The organism is Paenibacillus konkukensis (assembly GCF_023523925.1).
In the GTDB taxonomy this organism is placed as follows: domain Bacteria; phylum Bacillota; class Bacilli; order Paenibacillales; family NBRC-103111; genus Paenibacillus_S; species Paenibacillus_S doosanensis.
Genome location: NZ_CP027059.1, coordinates 22,479 through 42,784, shown reverse-complemented (window position 1 = coordinate 42,784; position 20,306 = coordinate 22,479). Strand labels below are relative to the sequence as shown.

Genomic DNA, 20,306 nt, shown 5'->3' with positions numbered 1-20,306 from the left:
TTTTCATTATTTTACCGGCCTTTTATTGTAGCCCCGTTCCCCGTAAGGCTGAAGCTCTTCAAACCACAGCTGTTCCATACAGGCGAGTTCTTCTTTATATTTCTCCAATTCGTCCGGACTTTGCACAAATTCCTCGCGCGGTTTGATTTGCTCCACAATCTCGAAGGAAAACTGCTCCGCTCCGTAACGCTTCCAGTCTTCCTGAAGCGCTTTGTTAACGTGGGTGTTCATATTCAGTTGAAACTGCAGCCGGTTGTTCATGCCGTTTAAATCCATGCTGCTGCCGAGCCATATTTTGCCGTTTGCCTTATTTTTTAATTGGTAGACGCCCATTTGACGATGTGTCTGGACATATTGATTGGCCAGCTCTTTCTTTTTCTTTTGATCCATTGCGGTCCCCTCCCGGTTCCTGGCATTATTACAGCTCGCGTGTACTCATGGTCATGCAGCCGCGCAATTCATCACAACCATTTTCGACATACGTCTATAATTACCTAGACATTATATATTTTTGTTTATAATTTTACAACATTTTTCTCATTTATGCATTTTTCCTCCGCCGGTCCCGCCGGGGATTTGCCGCAGGCATCCATCCGGCAGCGCTCCCCGCCCAATATCGGAGCAAGCTTATTTTCGGGCTCTTCGCCGGATGCCCGGGATCGCCTTTGGCGTTTCGATTTCACTGTGGTAAAATCAACCTATACATACAATTCGCAGGAGGGATTTGGGATGAAAGATCTGTTTGGAAAAGCGGTTTCCCTTGGACTCGGATTTGCCGTAGCAAGCAAAGAGCAAGCGGAGAAATTCGTTGACGAGCTTGTGAAAAAAGGAGAGCTGAACAAAGCGGAATCCCAGCAATTCGTCGATGAGCTGGTCCGTAAAGGCCAGGAAGCGCAATCTTCCCTGGAAACGAAGGTTCGCGGATATATCCGGCAGGCGCTGCACGAGATGAATCTGACGACCAAAGACGACTATGTCCGGCTGACGCAGCGTATAGGCGAGCTCGAAAGAAGAGTGGCCGAGCTGGAAGGGCAGACCAAAGGTCCGGGACAGCTTCCTCCTCCGTCCGAGCTATGAGTCTGGGTCGTAAATTCCGGCATCTGCAGCGATACCACGACATCGCCAAGGCGTTCGGCAGAAACGGCTTCGGCTTCCTGATCAAGGATCTCGGACTTCCCGATCTTCTTTCAGGAACCCGCATCGGGCTCAAGGAAAGGCGCGATACCCGCTCCCGCTCTATCGGCGAGCGGGTCCGCATGTCGCTGGAGGAGCTTGGTCCCACGTTTATCAAAATCGGCCAAATCGCCAGCACGCGCCCGGACCTGATTCCCGCGGACATTATCGCCGAGCTGATCAAGCTGCAGGATCAGGTCCCTCCCTTCCCGTTCGAGCAGGCGCGCGAGGTGCTTGAGAACGAATTCGGCGATCCGCTCGATAAGCTGTTCGCCGAATTCGCGGAGACGCCGATGGCTGCCGCTTCAATCGGACAAGTTCACCTTGCCCGGCTGCACAGCGGGGAGAAAGTCGCCGTCAAAATTCAGCGACCGAACATCCGCTCCGTCGTGGAGACGGACCTGGAAATATTGGAGGATCTCGCCCGGCTCGCCGAGCATCGTATCGAATGGGCCGCCAAATATCAGGTGCGGGATATGGTGTACGAATTGTCTCAATCGCTGCGGGCCGAGCTGGATTATACGAATGAGGGCCGCAATGCCCAGCGGATGGGCAAGGCTGCGGAGCGGAACCCGCATGTCCGGTTTCCGAATATTTACTGGGACTTTACGAGCAGGAACGTTCTGACGATGGATTACCTTGAAGGGGTCAAAATAACGGAGACGGAGCAGCTGGAGAAGCACGGTTACGATCGCAAGACGATCTCGGAGCGGATAGCGCGGACGCTGTTTCAGCAAATTTTCGTCGACGGATATTTTCATGCGGACCCGCATCCGGGGAATATTATGGTGCTGCCCGGGGAAGTGATCGGGCTTATCGACTTTGGAATGGTCGGCCGGCTGACGCCGATGATCAAATACCATTTTGCCTCGCTCGTCATCGCCCTGCGGCGCAACAGCACGGAAGGCGTTATCAAGGCGATCGACGGCATCGGCATCATCCCGGAGGAAGTAGACATGGACAGCTTGCGTGCGGATATCGACGAGCTGCGGGAGAAATATTACGATGTGCCGCTGAGCAGACTAAGTCTCGGCGAAGCCGTGAGCGATCTGCTCAGCGTCGCCTACGAGCATCGAATCCGCATTCCTTCGGATTTGACGCTGCTCGGCAAAACCCTGCTGACGATGGAGGGCGTAGTTACTTCGCTTGATCCTTCCTTCAGCGTCGTCAGTATCGCCGAGCCGTTCGGCCGCAAGCTGTTCGCGGAGCGGTTCAGCCCTGGCAATGTGGCCGAGAACGTATGGCAGCAGCTCGGGCAATACGCGGAATTGTTGACCGACATGCCGTCGAAGCTGCGCGATCTGCTTCGGATGGTTAAGAAGGGCAAGCTTCACCTCGACATTTCGATCTCCGAGCTGGACGCTCTGATGATTAAGCTTGACCGTATCAGCAACCGGCTGTCCTTCAGCATCGTCCTGCTTGCCTTCAGCATTATTATGGTCGGTTTGATCATAGGCTCGTCGCTTGGACGGCAATCTACGCTGCTATGGGATTTCCCGGTTATCGAGATCGGATTCAGCATTGCGGCGCTGATGTTTTTGTGGCTGATCTATGCGATCTTCAAATCGGGCCGTTTTTGATGCATAGAGAGGGAAAAGGCAGGGAGCTTCGCTCCCCCTATCCAGCCCCTCTCCCGGTTCTGCTTTCATTTCATATAAGCCGCTACCGCAGCGCTTCTCTTTGTTTGGTCAACTGCTTATTTAATTCCGCTACCCGGCTTTTCGTCAAATGATAAATAAAGAGCATCGCGGCCAGCGACAACAAGGAGCCCAGCGCAGGCACGAGCGTAATCGCGCTTTTTATTCCTCTGGCTACTTCCGCCGATTGCGCATCGGCTCCGGACACGTATCCGATCAGCGCCAAACATCCTCCTCCCAATCCTCCGGCCGCCGCTTGGCCGATTTTACGCATTAACGAATACACCGCGTAAACCGTCCCCTCTTCTCTCTTGCCGGTTAAATACTCGTGATAATCGATGCAATCCGACACCATGGCCCAGACGATTACGTTCATGAAGGCCATTCCCATCCCCGAGACGAAGCTGAGCGCAATATACACATAAGGATTAGAAATAGGCAGCATAAATAAAAAAGCGTTTACAATAACGGCAATCGAAAGCCCTCCTATTGAGGATTCCTTTTTGCCGAACCGCTTAACCAGAGGCGATAAGACCGGCATAACGACCAGCATGGCCCCCATCGTCATGAAACCGGCCAGCGAGATCAGACCCGGCTTATGAAAATAATCTTTAAACAAATAAGGCAGCAGTGCGGAGGTCAGCATCGAGGATACCAGCAGTCCGAAGGAAGCGAGCATCAGTCCGAGCAGAGAGCGGTTTCGCATAAAGCTTTTGACGATGCTTCTTAAGCTTGCTTGTTCATGAGAGGTCGTTTTGCGCGGCTGCACCCGTTCCGTCGTCAAAGCATAAGCGGAGAAATAAAAAACAATCGCCATGACGGCAAATAAAACGGCAGCGGTTACAAAACCTCCTGCGGTAGGCGTCTTCCCGTGGCTGAACAAGATAGCCGGAGCGGCCGCCAAAATAATCAAATTGGCGATGCAGGCGCCGAGCATCCTGAAGGTGGACAGCGAAGTCCGTTCCACCGGGTCGGAGGTGATGACCGAAGCGAGCGAGCCGTACGGTATATTGATCGTCGAGTAAGCGAAGCCCCATACGATATAGGTGACCGCCGCATAGGCAAGCCTCCATCCCGCGCTTAAGTGCGGCAGCGCTATGAACGTCAGTACGCCAAGCGCCGTAACCGGCAGGGCGCTGTAGAGCAAATAAGGTCTGAACTTCCCCCGGGGTCCCGGCTTTCGCGAATCGACGAAGGCGCCCCAGCCTACATCGAACAACGCGTCCAGCACCCGGGCCACAAGAAGAATGATCCCCGCGGTCGCCCCTGCAATACCGGCTACATCGGTATAAAACAGCATTAAATACCCGCCGATAAAAGCAAAAAACATATCGTTGCCCATATCCCCGAACATATATCCGATCTTATCCCGCATGCCGAACGGGCGCCGCTGCCGTGATATAGCTTGCGGGCGATTCGACTCCATCTGTGTTTTCATATGTGTGTTCCCCCGTGTCGGATTAGTATAGAGTTTTTGCGGGGAACCATACTTTTAGATATGGCTTAGGCTCCCCGCAATGGAACTGCTTATTTATAGTAGTAATTGGGAATCGACGACCATCTGCTGCGCAGCTCGTAAGCCGCATATTTCGGTTTGCGTTCGCGGGTAAAAATCCCCTTTTTATTCCCCTGAACCCTCATGATTCCCTGACTCGTCTGAAAATCGGCAAAATTCCATACCTGCTCGCCGATCACATGCTCGAATTCGTCGAATACCTGATGATTCGCCTGCAAATATTCGGCCTGATATTCCTCGGTAAACATGACGGAATCGACGTCGTGGAAACCGGCGATCGTGTCCGCGCCGTACTCGGTGAAAATAACCGGTTTGCCGGGGCAGCGGCTTTGCCAGCCCTGCAGTTCTTGACGCAAATAAGCTTTGGCCGTATCCAGGCTGCCCGGTTCGAAATACCAGCCGTAGTACCGGTTCAAGGCAAGCACGTCGACGAGGTCGGAGACCTGACATTTCTCCGGCGTCGCCATTTGGTGGGTGACGATCGTAATAGGTCTTTTTTGCGGATCGAGCTCTTTGGCCAAATCGGCGAGCGGCGCAAAATAATCGTAAGCTCCTTCTTCCTCCGTAGCCGCCTCGTTCGCCAGCGACCACATCACCACGCACGGATGATTTTTATCCCTGGCAATCAGTTCCCTAATCACATCTTTGTGATGCTCCAAGGTCGTTACATTCGACCAGGTGCTGCGCCGTTCTCCTCCGGTGAACATGGTCATAAAGCTCAAATGCAGGCCGACGGCCGGCGTCTCATCGATAACGACAATCCCTTCCTTGTCAGCCAGCCGCATCAGCTCTTCCGAATACGGATAATGAGACGTCCGGAAGGAATTCGCTCCAAGCCATTTCATCAACTGGAAATCTTTGACGTTCACCGCTTCGTCCATTCCCCTCCCGTGCACAGGAGCGTCTTCATGCTTGCCGAAGCCTTTGAAATAAAACGGCTTGCCGTTAATCAGAAACTGTCTATCCTTCACTTCGACGGTACGGACGCCGAAGGGCTGCTCGTATACGTCGAGGATACGCTCCTCCTTCATCAGCTCGACTTTTAGCGTATATAAATAACTTTCCTGCGGTTCCCACAGCTTGACGCCGGCAATTTCGACCGTGCCCTGCGCTCCCCTGCTGAAGTCCGCCGCCTTGGCGCCGTTCTCGTCCAGAACGCTTACCCGCGCTTCGGCGTCGCCTTCGATAGCCAGCTCGTAATCGGCGAACCCGGTATCTCCTTCGTAACGCGTCACAACGGTAATATCGCGGACATAGGTTCGCGGCGTCGTATAAATTTTAACGGGCCGGTGCAGACCCGCATAGTTGAAGAAATCAAAATTAGGCGAGTTTTTAACCACTTTGCCGAGTCCAGGCACTTCCTTCTCCGAATAGATGCCGATCGGCAGCGTGCTCTCGTCCAAAACGTTGTTGACGGCGACGGTAAGCCGGTTTTTGCCGGCAGCCAGCAGCGAATTGATCTCGCATTCGAAAGGGGTAAAGCCGCCTTTATGCTCAGCCGCCAATATTCCGTTCACATACACCTTGGCCGTATGCGTCGCCGAGCCGAATCGCAGTACAACGCGCTCGGAGGAAATCATCGCCGGGACCGCGAATTCCCGCTCGTACCATACCCAGCCGACATGATCGCGGATTTCCTTGCCTACGGCCAAATCGTTATAAGAGGAAGGCACCGCCATACGAATCGGATTGTCCAGCTTAGCTTCGTACCATTTGTGTTCGAATCCTTTGCCGTCGTCCAGCTTGAAGTTCCAAATCCCGCTTAAGTCGATAACCGCGCGGGACTCCGTTACGATCGGATATAACATGAGCTCACCACTCCTTATTTGAAAGTGCTTACTTTTTGTATTATAGTTGAACCTGGGAAACATCCGTTAGGACTATAATTGCAATAATAGGATGATATTGATCCTTTCTAATATGCCGATCGAGAGGAGCAAATAGGATGAATCATAAAATGACGGAAGCTTCGGAAGAACGGGAGGATGAAACCGTCCGGCATGAAGCCCGATTGTCGCTGGCCGGAATGACGGTATTCCGGCTGACGGATATGAATACGAGCGTCCTCTCGCTGCAAGGCGCCGTCCAATTTCATTTGGAGCGAATCGAGCTTCCCGACTTTTTGCTTGAGCAACAGGAGGAATGTTACCGCGCTTTAAGAGACGACGCGCAGCTTGCGCTTGCGCAAGGCGGACCCTCGCGCTGTTCTCTGTATGCCGGATCGCTTGGACTGACGTACATTGCAGCTCCGCTTCGCCCATGCGAAGCCGAAAGCTCGCTTATAGTCGTCGGGCCGTTCCTCAGACAGCTTCCTGATAAAATAACAGCCGAAGGCGGCGCCATCGACCGCACCAACGCCATCGTTTTGAACAAACTGATGCAAAATATGAAGATCATGAGCTCGTCCCAAATTCAGACGGTGGCCAATCTGCTGTACCGGTTGGATGCTATAGAGCACGCGCCCCTGCACGTCGTCGAGGCACCGGGGAGCGCTGCGGCCAGCGGCGGAGGGGCCCGTCGCGCTTCGCGGCTGCATGAGCCTGACGATAACCAAGTGGAGCTGATCGGGCTGCGCTACCGGATTCAGAAAAAGCTGAGCCATGCGGTAGCATCGGGTCATAAAGCGGAGGCGCAGCGTATTATCGAACGCAGCCGTCATCTGTTCGACTTCTCCGAACGTTTTCCCGGACAACCTGTACGGGCCCTGAAAAATACGAGCATCGTCAACAACACTTTACTGCGAATCGCAGCGGAGAAAGGCGGAGTCCCTTCCTTGTATTTGCATCTGACCTCCGAATATTTCGCCATCCGGATTGAGAGCGCCGACAAGATCGCCGTGCTGGAGCTGCTGAACCGGCAAATGCTGGACGAATACTGCGATCTGGTTCAAACCCACTCGACGGCCCGGTATTCCCCTACGGTGCAAACCGCGGTCCAGCATCTGGCCGTCTATTATAACAAGCCGCTGCAGCTGCGGCGGCTGGCGGATGCTTGCGAAGTTCACCCCTCTCATCTTTCGCGGATATTCAAGCGGGAGACCGGTCTGACCTTAACCGAATTCCAGCATCGGCTGCGGCTGAACGAGGCCAAATTTTTGCTCAAGACCGAGGTTTGCTCTATTGACGATATCGCATGGCAGGTGGGCTTCGAGGACGCGAGCTATTTCTCGCGCGTGTTTAAAAAGCAGGAAGGAATATCTCCAACCGAATTCCGAAATTCGGAAAAGAACAAAAAGGGAGAGCCTTGAAGGCCCTCCCATTCGCGGTTTGCCGATAATTATTCTTCCCTCTCAGTTTGCTGTCCCCAGCTTCCTCCCCAACCGGGCTGCTGTCCCCAGCCTCCGCCCCAGCCGGGCTGCTGTCCCCAGCCTCCGCCCCAGCCGGGCTGCTGTCCCCAGCCTCCGCCCCAACCGGGCTGCTGTCCCCAGCCTCCGCCCCAGCCGGGGTGCTGCCACCAGCCTCCGCCCCAACCGGGCTGCTGCTGTCCCCAGCCTCCGCCCCAACCGGGCTGCTGCTGTCCCCAGCCTCCGCCCCAGCCGGGGTGCTGCCACCAGCCTCCGCCCCAACCGGGCTGCTGCTGTCCCCAGCCTCCGCCCCAACCGGGGTGCTGCTGTCCCCAGCCTCCACCCCAACCGGGATGATGCTGTTGTCCCCAACCTCCGCTAGGATGATGCTGTCCCCAGCCTCCGCCTTGACTGCCGCCTTGGCCGGTTCCATGACTGCCCCCAGTAGTTCCAGTGCCGTGGCCGCCCCAATGTCCTACTCCGCGTTCAACCTGCTCTGTGAATGGGAAATCACTCATCTTGGTCACATCCATTCCTTGGAATCTGCTTTCATGGTTAAAAATATATGAGGACTTCTTGTACACATTGTCATTTTTTTTGAAAAAAAGCTTCCAATCGCAATCAAAGCGAATTGGAAGCTCATGGAAGACGGCGTCTGTCGCGCGATTGTCGGGCTACCTGCGCGGGGACACGGCCGTCTCCGAGGCGAGGCTCCAGCCTCCCGTCTCTTGCTGCAGCCGCCACAGCCTTGCATACAAACCGTCTTGAAGCAGCAGTTCTTCATGCCGGCCTTGCTGGGCGATGCGGCCCTGATCCATCACGATGATGTTGTCGGCTTTTTTGATCGTCTTCAGCCTATGGGCAATGACAATGACGGTCCTTCCCTTAATCAACCGGTCGATAGCCTTTTGAATCTCAGCCTCATTCTCAGGGTCGAGGGACGCCGTAGCCTCGTCCAGCAGGACGATCGGCGCATCTTTTAGAATGGCGCGGGCGATGGAAATCCGCTGCTTTTCGCCGCCGGATAACGTGCTGCCGCCCTCTCCTACGGGCGTATCGTAGCCTTGGGGCAGCCGCATAATAAATTCGTGGCAGCAAGCCTGCTTCGCGGCCTCCTCCAGCTCCTCGCGGGTTGCATCGCTTTTGCCGAACCGGATATTGTTGCCGATCGTATCTTGGAACAAGTAAACGTCCTGGAATACCATCGATATATTTCTCAATAGCGCTTCCGGCTCCATGTCTCTGACCTTCTCGCCGCCCATCAGCACTTCTCCCTCCGCAGGATCGTAGAACCGGGCGATAAGCCGCAGCAGCGTGCTCTTCCCGCTGCCCGACGGCCCGACCAATGCCGTAAGCGATCCCTCAGGCATCCGCGCGCTAACGCTGCGTAAAGTTACGTTCTCGTTATAGCCGAACGTCACGCTTTGAAGCTCTACATCATGCTTGTTCGAAGGAGGCGTCCGTTCTCCGGACATAACCGGCTGTTCGAGCAAACGGACGATCCGCTCGCCCGCCTGCTCATGATAGCGAAACTCGACATAGTTGACGAGCGCCGTCGTGAGCGGGTCGAATACCCGCGTCCCGATGATCAGGAACGTGACGAACACCGTCAAGTTCAGACTCCCGCCCATCAGCAGGTGAACGCCGGTCAGCGCCATCACCGTCAGCCCGGCCCTGAGGCAGGCGATAGCGCTCAGCACAATCGGGCCGAGCAATCCTTCAATCCGGATGCTGTGGCGCATCAGTTCCTTGAAGGACATCTCCAGCCGGACGAAGCTGTCCCCGGTCATATTATAAGCTTTGATCACACGGATGCCGTTCAAATATTCCTGCAGCCGGTTGGCCGCATCGATCTTGGCGCGCATGTGGCGGGCGCCGAGCTGCCTTTGAAAGCGCGAGGTGAATGCGAGCAGAAGGGCCGAGACCGGCAGCGCGGCGAACATGGCTATCGCCATTCGCCAATCCATGAACGCCAGTCCCGCGAAGGCCAGGACAGGCAGCACCAGCGCGCCGATCATCTGCGGCACCAGATGAGAGATGCCGTGTTCGACCATGGTGAAGTCGCCCATCATCATATTGGCGAGGTCGCCGGGATCTCGCTTGTTCAAATAGCCGAGCGGCAGCCTCCGCAGATGCTCGGCCAAATTGGTGCGCCCCTCCGCGGCGGCGCCGTAGGCTTCGCGGAATTGCGACCGGTAGGCGGGAATCTCCGCCCCGTACAGCAGGAGCAGCGCGAGAACCATGCCCGCGCACAGCCACCATAGCGCCGCAGTTTGCAGCGGCTCTCCCGGATGCATGAAGGGGGCGAAGATCAGTCTCGCCGCCGCCACCAGCAGTGCGAACGGCAATATGCCCGCTATGTTGGCAAGCAGCGTATACAGCACCGGCTTGATCAGCTTGCGGGGGTTGCCCGCCGTAATGAAGTGCAGCATGCTCATTGCCGGACACCTCCGGCTTCAATCTGCCACTCTGCCGCATCCGTGTACGCATGCCACATTCGGGAATACAAACCTTCGGCAGCGACCAGCTGCGGGTGCGTGCCTCTCTCCGCCAGCTTCCCTTCGCTCAGCACTAAAATCTGATCGGCATCCCGAATCGTCGACAGCCGGTGAGCGATGACGATGACGGTCTTGTCTTGCATTAATTCTTTAAGCGCCAGCTGCATTTCCCGCTCGTTCTCCGGATCGGCGAAGGCCGTCGCTTCATCGAGCACGAGCACGGGAGCGTTCTTCAGGATCGCCCGAGCTACGGCCAGCCGCTGCTCCTCGCCGCCCGACAAGTAGACGCCCCCCTCGCCTATCAGCGTCTGATAGCCATGAGGCAGCTTGCTGATGAAGTCGTGGCATTGAGCCGCCTTGGCCGCCGCAATCACGTCCTCCGCGCGGGCATCCGGCCGTCCCGCCGCGATATTGTTATAGATCGTATCGTAGAACAGAAACGTCTCTTGAAAAACAAAAGCTACGGTGTTCATCAGCGCCTTCGTCTCCATGTCCCTAATATCAACGCCTCCGATCCGGATCGCCCCCTTCTCCACGTCCCAGAACCGCGGAATCAGATTGGCCGCCGTCGATTTGCCGGAGCCGGACGGCCCTGCCAGCGCCGTTACCTTGCCCTGCTCAGCGGTAAACGCGATTCCGGAGAGCGCCTCGGTACGCGAGGCGGAGCCGGCTCCTTCCGTCGCATAGCTGAAGGAAACATTGTCGAACGATACATCGTAAGCTTCGGGAACGGCCGGCTGCTCCGGTTCCTTGACGGGCTCGACCGCCAATATCCGGTCGATCCGCTCCACCCCTTCGTTAATGTCGCGCAGGGAAGAGGCCATATACATCAATTTGAACATCGGAGCCGATATGCCCGGGCTCATGACGAGAAAGAACAGCAGCACCGAAGCAAAAGCGATGTTGCCCGGCTCCCTGCTCAGCAAATATACGCCGACAGGAAGAACGAAAGCGGCGAAAGAACCGAGTGTGACCTTAAACAGCAGGTAACCGTTTTGAAATTGATCGGTGTACTTCAGGCAATAATCGCGGTAACTGATCATATCGGCATAAAATTTGCGGAAGGAATGGACCGTCTGTCCGAATACTTTGACCGCCGGCATCCCTCTGACGTACTGCACCGCCGAACCGTTCATTCTCTCCAGCGAATCGTAATACCGCTTTAAGTTTTCCTTCGTCTTCTCCCCCGACATCAACCGCATCTGAATGCCGAACCCGAGAACGATCGGCAAAATGCACGCCAGCGCCAGCCAGACGTTCAAGTACAGCATCACGCCGATCATGACGACCGTGGTAACTATGGCGTGAATCAGGTCGGGCAGCTGATGGGCTACGAAGGTTTCTACCTTCTCGACGTTATGCTCCAGCGTCTTCTTGACGGCGCCCGTCGACGTCCCGTTCAGCCAGCCGAGCGGCAGACGTCCAATGTGGGCCGCCAGCTTGACGCGAAGCCCGAACAATATCCGGAACGCCGCGATATGCGCCGATAGGCCGCCCCCGTACATCATGAGCAAGCTTCCGATCAAAGAAAGCAAAGCGGCGACGCCCCAGCGGATCATCCGCTCTCCGTCCGCAGCCTCCGGCCGGGCGGCATGCTCCAGCAGCTCCTTCAAGATAAAATAAACGGAAACGTACGGCAGTAGCATCAGCAGCGCGCTTAGGGCAGAGAGTATGCCGGAGCAGATCAGCAGCCCCCGTCGTTCTCCTGCAATATCCAGAAGTCTGGCCATCCCCGTCTTTCGATGGTTCATCTGCATCATCCCCTTCTTATCCTCGCATCCGTTGGAGCGGTATTTCCACACGACCTTTGGCATCGATGACGGTTCGCATCAGCGGAGCGTCACCCCCTCCCGCCTCCTTTCGGCGCGCAGCCGAACAATGAAACGAGCAGCACGACGGCCGAACAAACCTTCCAGCATGTTCCAAGCTGCACATGGTATCCCCTCTCGTTCGATCGATAATGGTTCTCATTTGAACATAACAGAGCATACTTGATCTGACGGGGAAGCCGCTACCGCGCGGCAGATCGCATTGCGGTTTGACGGATCATTTATGAGATTACTCGTAATAACCGCGGACCAGATCGGAAGGATTGATCCCGTACCGTTCGCGGAATATTTCGGCAAAATGACTAAAATTGGTGTATCCTACCATACCTGCCGCTTCGCTGACGCGAAGACGCCCGGAGAGCAGAAGATCTCAGGCCTTTTCCAATCGTTTGTCGCGCAAATAGGCGAAGGCGCTTTTTCCATACTCTTCCTTGAAGCCGATCTTCAGCTTGTAATCGTTCAGACCGACCATACGCGACAGCTCGATAAGCGAAGGAGGATGCGCCATCCTGCCGATCAGCGTCTCCTTCGCCTGCCGCACCTTTTCCCTGTCGCTTTTCGATAATGCCGCTTGGCGCGAGGAAGGAGAATCCGCGGGACGCTCGAATAAAAAAGCTTGCAAATAGAAAGCAAGCAGCTCCAAAGCTTTGCTCTCGACATACATGCTGCGCATCGCATTCGAATAGGGGCAATCCTTAAGCTGACGAAGGATGGCCAGCGTCCGCTCCCCAAGCGCGGTCCGAAAAGTTCGGAAAGCGGAGGAGCCGAGCAGCCCGGCAAAGGAAACTTGTCCCCTGGGGCCGGGAAATCCGGAAACCGCCTGCTTCATGTAGTCGTCGAACAGCGGCACCGGGATGCCGATGGCCAAGCTTTGAACGGCCTTTCCTTTTTTGTACAGAAAAGAAGCTTCGAAATTGCTCATCAAATGAAGAGAACAGCTGCCCGGCCGAATATCGTGCCTCGCTCCCGAAACCTCGAACTCCCCTTCTCCCTGCATGCAAAAGCTCAGCTCCATCATAGAGGCGTCCGATTGCAGCTCTATCGTGCGGTCGCTGCTAAAACGGCAGTCCGATTCTATGACGATCAGCCCCGAACGCGTCACCTGCCAATTCATATAGCCTTCGCCGACACGGGTGCCGACGGCTATCCGCTGCATCGCCTCGTCCGACAAACGGGGCAGCGACAATGCGTCGAAATAGCTATCGTAGATGGAATGAGTTACTGCGGCGCTCATGGCTTTTCGCCTCCTGTCTTTAATCCGGTTTTCCCATAGCGTTTACGATTTCTTCGATCCCGTCGATTTTGGCCAGTGCCATAGGACCTGCGATCGACGGATCGCTCAAATAATAGACTCGGTCGTTTTTAACCGCCTCGATGCTGTTCCATACTTTGTTGTCCTTTAGCGCCTCCTTGACGCCGCCTTGGATCGGATTCGACCAATTGTTAATGACGAACAGATGGTCGGGCCGGAGCGAAGACAAGCTTTCGAGGGATAACGTCCCGCCCTTCGCAGCGCCGGGAACCGGTTTCAATCCAAGCCCGCGGTAAAAAGGCTCGAAACGCTCCTCGGGCCAGCTGACGAACTGCTCTTTGCCGTTGTACATGACGAACAGCACCGACTGGTCGCTGCGGAAAGCGAGCTTCGCTCTATACTGCTCCGACTTGCGGTCGAATTCGGCAAGCACGTCGTCGGCCTTGGCTTCTTGACCGATCACTCGGGCGATCTGCTTCAATGTCTCCCGCCATTCTCCCGCCTGCGGCAGTACGACCGTAGGCGCGATCCGGCTCAGCTGCTCGTACTTGTCCGACATATCGTCGGCGGCTATAATGATATCCGGCTGCGATGCCAGCAGCTTCTCCATATCGACCTCCATACCGAGATCCATAATGGAATGGCCGGCCAGCCGTTTGTTCAGATTGGGAAAGTTACGGCTTACGGCCGTCATTCCCTGCGCCGCGACCGGGTACGTATCAAGCACCGCCAAATAATCGACGAAGCCGACGTAAGGCACGGCGATGTTGACCGGTCTTTGGGCGATCTTCGTATCTCCGTTCAGATGGTGAATAGTCCTTGCAAAAGAATCGGCAGACGCTTCCGAATTCGGCGCCGAGACCTCCCGATCGGCCATGGCCCCCGTATCGCGGACGCCGCTTCCGTCGCAGCCTGCCGCCAAACCTGCGGCGATTATAACCGCCGTCAAGCCGCTCCATTTCGTTCTTTTCCCCCGCATTGTTCACGCAGCTCCTTCTGTATGTTATCACCGCTGTTGCAGCGGGTTCGCGCCCGGTTCACAGCAAGCGAAACGCCGCAATCGAGAATAGTTCTCATTCAAGACGGCTTTATTAGCTTACTACGTTGCGCCTGAAGCGTTCTACCGCTGGAGGGAGAGCCGTGACGGTTATACGGAGCCGCGCTTATCGTACGGAAGGAAAATCCGGTCTGCTTGGAGAGCCTTCGCCGCAGTGACGCCGCCGGACGAAAGCGCCAGGGTTGATTCCATACTTTTCCCGGAATGCCTCGGCAAAATAGCTCGGATTGGAATACCCTACCTCGCAGCACGCTTCGGTTACGCTCATCGATTCTTGCTGCAGCAAATAATAAGCTTTTTCCAGCCGTTTTTCCCGTAAATAACCGAACAAGGTCGTGCCGAACATCTCTTTGAAGCCGGCTTTCAGCTTGAAATCGTTCATGCCGATCATGCGGGCAAGCTCAAGCAGCTTCGGGGGTTCGGTCATGCGGCGCAGCAAAATGTCGCGGGCTTGCCGGATTTTTGCCATATCGGTCTTGGTCAGACCCGCGGCTTGCGCCTCCTCTTTGCCGTCGAACAAAAAGCGGCCGAACGCCGACGATAACAGCTCCAATATGCGGATCTCCAGTTCGAGGTTCCGAGTCTCCCCGCGCTCACCGCTTGCAGCAGCCGTCTGAGCACGACCGCAGGCGTTGGCTCGATCGGCCCGCTGAACATCCTGTACGAGCCGCCACCCGTAATTCGCCCGAAATCGAGCGTCCTGCCTCGGTCCGCTCCATCGATAAAATGATGGAAGGTCGCAGCCGGAATGCCGATTCCTACCATCGAAAACGGGACGCCGGCGCCAAATTCGAAGCGTGCCTCGGCGGAATCGACAAATTGCAGTATGCAGCTGTCCTGCGCATATTCGTAGCGCTCTCCGGTAATATGGGCGGTCCGCTCCCCTTGAAAGCAATAGCTCAGCTCGACCATGGGCGAATCCGTCTGGAGCTGAAGCGTATGGTCCTGATGCAACGTATAATCGGAGACGATCAGCTCCATATCGCAGCGGGGCACATAGCGGTATATCGCCCCCTCTCCGAGTTTCGGGGCAATCGGCATCGTTTCCGTGCGGCCGGTATGACGGCGCTGCAGCCCGAGGCTGTCAAAAAAGCGGTTAAAATTATGATGAAAATCCGCAGTTTGCTCCAATAGGGTTCACTCCAGGTTTTTATTTGAGAATGATTCTCATTCTTTTTCATTATATCGAATCCATTTCGGTTTGACTAGAAATCGATTTGCCTTAACGGTAAAAAAGACATCTTCGCAAGCTGAACTTCAGCTTGATCGAACGATGTCTTTTCAGTGCCTTTCCGTCTGACTTTCTAAGCGAAAAGCTTGCGCAGCCCTTCCGGAACCTCGCTGCTTTTGCGCGATTCGACCCCGATCGTCACTATCGTCACGGCGGCATCCGCGCACAGCTCCTGATGCTGATTATAAAGCTCCTGCTTCAGGACGAAGCTCGTCCTTCCTATTTTCTCGGGAACCGTAACGATAGTCAGTTTGTCCCCTTGCCTGCATTCTTTGCGGTAATTGATATTAATATTGACCGTCACCGTCTGAACGCCGAGCTCCTTAAGCACCTCATAATGCAGCCCGGCCGTATCGTACCATTCCTCGCGCCCCCACTCCAAATATTCCAAATACTTGGCGTTGTTGACATGTCCGTTTACATCGATTTCCGTAGAGCGGACTATGATTTCCAGACTGACCTTCATCGCTCTCTGCTCCTTCGAGACTTGATAGTTGAGTAGTATTCGACCGTTCGGCCGCCTACCTGTCTTATTGTACTGCGAACGGAGCCGAAACGGAAAGTCGCAGCCGAAAGCCTCCCTCACACCGGTCCGACCTTGGGCCACGCAAGCTCGATTCCTTTGGCCGTCAACAGCTGCTGCAGCCCCTCCAATTTGCCGGAGTCCGCGCGCACCTCTCGCGGCGTGTATCCGTTATCCAGGCAATAGGCCGCCGTATAACCGGCCGCTTCGCCGATATTCCACTCCACGGGATGGAGCCTGTAGCAGCCGTTCGTGATGTGGGTCGTCCCGATATTTTTGCATGCCGCCAGCAGGTTGTCCACTCTTTTCGGAATGAGGCTGCCGAGCGGTATCTGGAACGGTACGGACGAAATATCGAGGAAGCTGCGTCCGCTCATGCTCGGATGCAGATCGATCCGATAGCAGCCGATGCCGACCGTATCGTGGAACGGCTCGGCTCCAAGCTCGCCGCGGGCCTCCGTGCTTACATGCTGCTCCAGTACGGTGAATTCCGCCTGGATGCGTCTTGATTCTCGAATGTACGGGGCCTGAGCCATCCCGTCCTCGCTGCCCACGACATCGGGCCGCAGCCGCAGCCCGGGATAACCGAGCTTCCCGTCCGGCCGCGGAGCCTCGGTCTGAAGCCAGTACAGCAGCGAATAGCTCAGCTGCTTGGCCGCCTCCAGATGCTTCTTCCTCTCTTCTGCCGGCACATCGTAAATGTTGCCGCGAAAATAATCGTTCTGCGCCCAGTTGACCAGCGTAATATCCGATAAGTACGTTCCGGAAACAAAATTGCTTTTATCCGTTACACGCCGATAATTGAACAGCGGATATTTATCCGTGCCCGGAAACAGCGTTTCTTCGGTCGGCTCCAAGGTCCGGGGATCGGGCGATATCCAGCTCAGCTGCGGATTCGGCCATATGTCGGGCTGGTGCGTTCGCCAGAAATGATAATCTCTGGGCTTGTCTATCGTATGGTTTTCTCCTTCGAAATAATCCATCGCGAAGCAGTACGTGAACCCCTGAATATCCCGGGGATCGGGTTTCCCGTCCAACGCATGCGGCTCGCCGGTCTGGATCTTCGCTTCCGCCCCCGTGACATACTCGACCCCGGCGAGCGGAAGCATGTCGCCGCATTCCGTCGCGTCCAGGAAATACGGCGCATGGATCGTCAGCTTGTCGCCGCAGCCGCTGCGGACCGTCACGGACCGGATAGCGTCGCCGTCGGTCTCGGCTTTGACGATTTTACTTAAGGTTTGAATCGTCAGCAAGCCGTTGTTAAGGTAAGGAATGAGCATAAGCTGCAGCACGGCCAACATAATGCGGGGTTCGGCGCAAAGCCGGCTGACTCCCCCGTTGCCGGGGTTCAGATAGAAGGCTGCCCGGCCGGAATCGGACAAGGGAAAATATTGTCGATAATAGCTTCTCACATGCTCGCGAAACAACCGGTAGCTTCGGGTGCAGCCGAACTGCTCGATCCATTTATGCTCGTCCGGCGGTACGGCCTGGCTCGTGAACTGACCGCCGATCCAATGATATTCCTCGGTCAGATACACCCTCTTGCCCATGCTGCAGGCCGCTAAAGCGGCCGCGCAGCCGCCGACGCCGCCTCCGATGATCGCGATGTCGACATGTACTTCACTGTTCATCACAACTCCTCCTTATCCCAATTTTGGTTATTTCATCCTTCCTTATTTTTAGACGCAAGCAGTCGGGTAAAGGTTGCACAAGTCCGAAGTCCGGATGAATTCGAAGCCAAATCCGGGGCTCTGCGGCCGCCGCGCCGTGCTCCCCGGACTTGAAGTGCTTCAGTGGAACGATCTCCAGAAGGAGCCGTTAACCGCGATCATATCCATAATCTCGCTGAACGGAATCGTGAACGTCGGGAAGCCGGCGACATACGGAGCGATATCATAAGGCTGGAAGTAAAGATGCAGAGCGTGCTCGGTGACATAAAACGGCTGATCCGGTTTGATGCCTTTATACGTATCGGGAAATACATAGGAGTACTGCGGGTCTTCCTTAATCTGCCTGCCGACGATTCCGCTGAGCACCTCCACATACGGACTGCCCGGTTTGAACAAATCTTTCAAATCGTATATCGCGCCGTCGGTCAGATTGATATGCGAATATACTTTTGTCGGCATGCCGTGGGCGGCCCCAAACGGGAAATTGTAGCCGTTGATCTCAAGCACGAGCAGATTTTTGCGGAAGAACGCCACATCGAAATCGCCGTTAAAAGAAGCATCCAGCTGCGTATGCGCAGGAACCGGCTTCACCTGAGCCAGCTGCTTCAGTCTCGCGTTAACCTTCTGCTGGGCATGCTGATCGCCCATTCCTTCCACCTGAGGGTAATAAACCAGATAATCTTTATTCGGTTTATACTTCTCCTCCCGTACCCGGTAAGGCTCCCTTAACGGAATAACGGTATTCGTCCGCCAAATCACTTGCCCCGCGCGGTTCAAGTACGACAATCTGCGGTCTACGTTCGCCTGGATCAGATCGTCCTGAAGCGAGACGGTGCCGCTGCCGTTCAGGCGCGGGTAGCCCTGCGCCGCATGTCCGCTGCGGTCGATGAAGAACGTCTGGTTCCGGTCGTATACGGAAGCAAGTCCTTGATGATAATCTTCCACGTCGTAGTAACGGAAGTCGGTCAGCATCCGGCCGTTCAAATCGGCCATTGCATAGATCGAACCAATAAAAGTCCGGTTGGGATCGATCGCCTTGCCGAGCGCCAGCCTCCCCTCGCCGGGCTGACGAATGTCGTTGTAGCCGGGCTGGACGACAAAGCGCCCTTGCTTATCGATCACGCCGTAGCGGGCGGTGTAGTTCTCCCCCGTATTGACGACCGCGCGCCCTTCCTGGAATGGCAGCGCTCCGGTATAAGCCGGCTGGAGGACGACCCGGCCCTGCTCGTCGATATAGCCGTATTTGCCGTTGACCGTCTGCTGAAACGGAAGCAGGCCGTCCCCCAGCCCTCCGACGAATGCGTAAGGATACGTCGCAATCCGGTTGCCGTTCAGCCCGATCAAGGCATACTCGTTATCGCGGATTTTGACGACCGCCTTGTTGCGGTAGAAATCCCCCGCATCCTGAAACTGCGCGGGAATTACTTCATTGCCTTGGGCATCCAAATAACCGTATGTACTTGCCTCGACGCCCGCCTGCGGCACATGCGTAAACATCGCCCGGCCGTTCTGCATCGAGGCGATATATGAGTAAGCCTTCTTCGTGACGATGCGCCCGGATTCGTCCATCAGCTTGAAGCCCTGGCTGTCGATGACAACCGACCGTCCTTCGGAGAACTCGCCGATCGAATCGTAGATCGGCTGCACGACGTATTGCCCGGCAGCATTGATAACCCCGCTATGGCCGCGCATCTGCACGCGTCCCAAGCCGTTCTCTTGAAAATCGGAGGCATAGTCGTACTGCACCGGAATCGCAGTAGCCCCCAGACCGTCGATATATCCCCATTTCGTCCCGTGAATCGTCTTGTACGAAACCGGAAACCGTTCGATCCGCCGAGTCTGCCTGTACGCTTCCAGCTGAAGCCGGATATCCCGGTCAAGCTGCTGCAGTTTTTCTCCGGCGACGGCCGCACCTCCCAGCCGATAAGCGCGATCTGCCGAGACGAGGGCCGCCTCGGTCATTCCGGTCCAGTGCTGGGCTTCCGCCAAGTAATACCAATACAGCGGATGATCCGGCTGCTTGCGGACCAATTGTTCGTAATAGCGGACAACCTTCGGATAATAAAGCGGGTATTTGTCCACCGCCGATATCCGCTGTCCCCGCCTCCACCGAATGATATCCACTCTGTACGCTTCCTCGCTGTCGCGTATCCAGAGCGCCAAATCAGCAAGCGAGGGCTGTCCGTCCCTCTCGGGCGTCGTCATCACTTCCATGAAGCTGAAATAGACGTCTTTGCCGGCGGTATCCTTCAGCCCTTCCTCCGTCCATTCGTAGACGGAAAGCCTGGATAGATCCGAATCGGGCTCTTCCTGCCAGCCGACGATCAAATTGCTTCGGTCCAGACTCAGCACCGGAGCGGCGGTCAGAACGCTGACCCGGCTGTACGGAAGAGCGACGTCGTCGGCCGCTCCCCAGCCGTAACCCAAATATTTCAACGCCAAAAGATGCAGTTCATGATCCAGACGGTATACCGCGGATATTTCCTGCATCTTGTCTCCGTCCAAATCCGCAGCGCATATCGCAGGAAGAGGATAGGAGCGTTGGGTCGTCACAAGCTCGGCGCCTTGCGGCAAGTACGCTCTGACGAGCTGTTCGATTTGCTTCTCGTTCGCGTTCATCATGGCACCCCTCTGCAA

16 protein-coding genes and 1 pseudogene are annotated in these 20,306 nt (G+C 55.8%); 3 read left to right on the top strand and 14 right to left on the bottom strand.

Going from position 1 to position 20,306, the window contains the following annotated elements; all coding sequences use genetic code 11:
* Positions 1 to 6 precede the first annotated feature (6 nt).
* A complete protein-coding gene (locus SK3146_RS00160; RefSeq protein WP_249863154.1) occupies positions 7 to 390 on the bottom strand; it encodes a GIY-YIG nuclease family protein in 384 nt (127 codons plus the stop codon).
* 339 nt (positions 391 to 729) lie between these two features.
* Here SK3146_RS00160 and SK3146_RS00155 point away from each other — a divergent pair, with 339 nt between their 5' ends.
* Complete coding sequence (locus tag SK3146_RS00155; protein ID WP_249863153.1) at positions 730 to 1,077, top strand: phasin family protein; 348 nt, start codon at positions 730 to 732, stop codon at positions 1,075 to 1,077.
* Positions 1,074 to 2,753, top strand: a complete 1,680-nt coding sequence (locus SK3146_RS00150; RefSeq protein WP_249863152.1) for an ABC1 kinase family protein — start codon at positions 1,074 to 1,076, stop codon at positions 2,751 to 2,753. Before SK3146_RS00155 ends, SK3146_RS00150 begins: the two co-directional genes overlap by 4 nt.
* An 82-nt stretch (positions 2,754 to 2,835) precedes the next feature.
* Here SK3146_RS00150 and SK3146_RS00145 read toward each other — a convergent pair whose 3' ends face one another.
* Entirely contained in the window at positions 2,836 to 4,248 is a 1,413-nt protein-coding gene (locus SK3146_RS00145; protein ID WP_249863151.1) for an MFS transporter, read from the bottom strand.
* An 89-nt stretch (positions 4,249 to 4,337) separates the two neighbouring features.
* Positions 4,338 to 6,134, bottom strand: coding sequence for a beta-glucuronidase (uidA, locus tag SK3146_RS00140; protein WP_249863150.1), 1,797 nt, complete (start codon positions 6,132 to 6,134; stop codon positions 4,338 to 4,340).
* A gap of 137 nt (positions 6,135 to 6,271) precedes the next feature.
* Between uidA and SK3146_RS00135 the strand changes: the two genes are divergently transcribed.
* On the top strand, positions 6,272 to 7,573 hold the full coding sequence (locus tag SK3146_RS00135) for a helix-turn-helix domain-containing protein (protein ID WP_249863149.1): 1,302 nt from the start codon (positions 6,272 to 6,274) through the stop codon (positions 7,571 to 7,573).
* Between the two features lie 29 nt (positions 7,574 to 7,602).
* Here SK3146_RS00135 and SK3146_RS00130 read toward each other — a convergent pair whose 3' ends face one another.
* The 11 genes and pseudogenes from SK3146_RS00130 to SK3146_RS00090 form a co-directional block, all read right to left on the bottom strand.
* On the bottom strand, positions 7,603 to 8,127 hold the full coding sequence (locus tag SK3146_RS00130; RefSeq protein ID WP_249863148.1) for a hypothetical protein: 525 nt from the start codon (positions 8,125 to 8,127) through the stop codon (positions 7,603 to 7,605).
* A 156-nt stretch (positions 8,128 to 8,283) separates the two neighbouring features.
* On the bottom strand, positions 8,284 to 10,047 hold the full coding sequence (locus SK3146_RS00125) for an ABC transporter ATP-binding protein (RefSeq protein WP_249863147.1): 1,764 nt from the start codon (positions 10,045 to 10,047) through the stop codon (positions 8,284 to 8,286).
* 11 nt (positions 10,048 to 10,058) lie between these two features.
* Positions 10,059 to 11,858 (bottom strand): annotated as a pseudogene (locus SK3146_RS00120) (ABC transporter ATP-binding protein); the annotation flags it as partial.
* A 307-nt stretch (positions 11,859 to 12,165) separates the two neighbouring features.
* Complete coding sequence (locus tag SK3146_RS35230) at positions 12,166 to 12,261, bottom strand: helix-turn-helix transcriptional regulator (protein WP_434006850.1); 96 nt, start codon at positions 12,259 to 12,261, stop codon at positions 12,166 to 12,168.
* Between the two features lie 45 nt (positions 12,262 to 12,306).
* The gene (locus tag SK3146_RS00115) at positions 12,307 to 13,170 is read right to left on the bottom strand and encodes a helix-turn-helix domain-containing protein (RefSeq protein ID WP_249863146.1); all 864 of its coding nucleotides are present in this window, start codon (positions 13,168 to 13,170) and stop codon (positions 12,307 to 12,309) included.
* Between the two features lie 19 nt (positions 13,171 to 13,189).
* On the bottom strand, positions 13,190 to 14,167 hold the full coding sequence (locus tag SK3146_RS00110) for an ABC transporter substrate-binding protein (protein WP_249863145.1): 978 nt from the start codon (positions 14,165 to 14,167) through the stop codon (positions 13,190 to 13,192).
* A gap of 184 nt (positions 14,168 to 14,351) precedes the next feature.
* Positions 14,352 to 14,798 carry a helix-turn-helix transcriptional regulator gene (locus SK3146_RS35105; protein ID WP_349655183.1) on the bottom strand — a complete coding sequence of 149 codons (447 nt, stop codon included), beginning with the start codon at positions 14,796 to 14,798 and terminating at the stop codon, positions 14,352 to 14,354.
* Positions 14,726 to 15,376: an AraC family transcriptional regulator gene (locus SK3146_RS35100; RefSeq protein ID WP_349655182.1), complete on the bottom strand. Its 651-nt coding sequence runs from the start codon at positions 15,374 to 15,376 to the stop codon at positions 14,726 to 14,728. The genes SK3146_RS35105 and SK3146_RS35100 overlap by 73 nt, the downstream gene beginning before the upstream one ends.
* A 173-nt stretch (positions 15,377 to 15,549) precedes the next feature.
* A complete protein-coding gene (locus SK3146_RS00100; protein ID WP_249863144.1) occupies positions 15,550 to 15,942 on the bottom strand; it encodes an acyl-CoA thioesterase in 393 nt (130 codons plus the stop codon).
* A 116-nt stretch (positions 15,943 to 16,058) separates the two neighbouring features.
* The gene (locus tag SK3146_RS00095) at positions 16,059 to 17,630 is read right to left on the bottom strand and encodes an FAD-dependent oxidoreductase (RefSeq protein WP_249863143.1); all 1,572 of its coding nucleotides are present in this window, start codon (positions 17,628 to 17,630) and stop codon (positions 16,059 to 16,061) included.
* 159 nt (positions 17,631 to 17,789) lie between these two features.
* Positions 17,790 to 20,291, bottom strand: coding sequence for a WG repeat-containing protein (locus SK3146_RS00090; protein ID WP_349655181.1), 2,502 nt, complete (start codon positions 20,289 to 20,291; stop codon positions 17,790 to 17,792).
* Positions 20,292 to 20,306 lie beyond the last annotated feature (15 nt).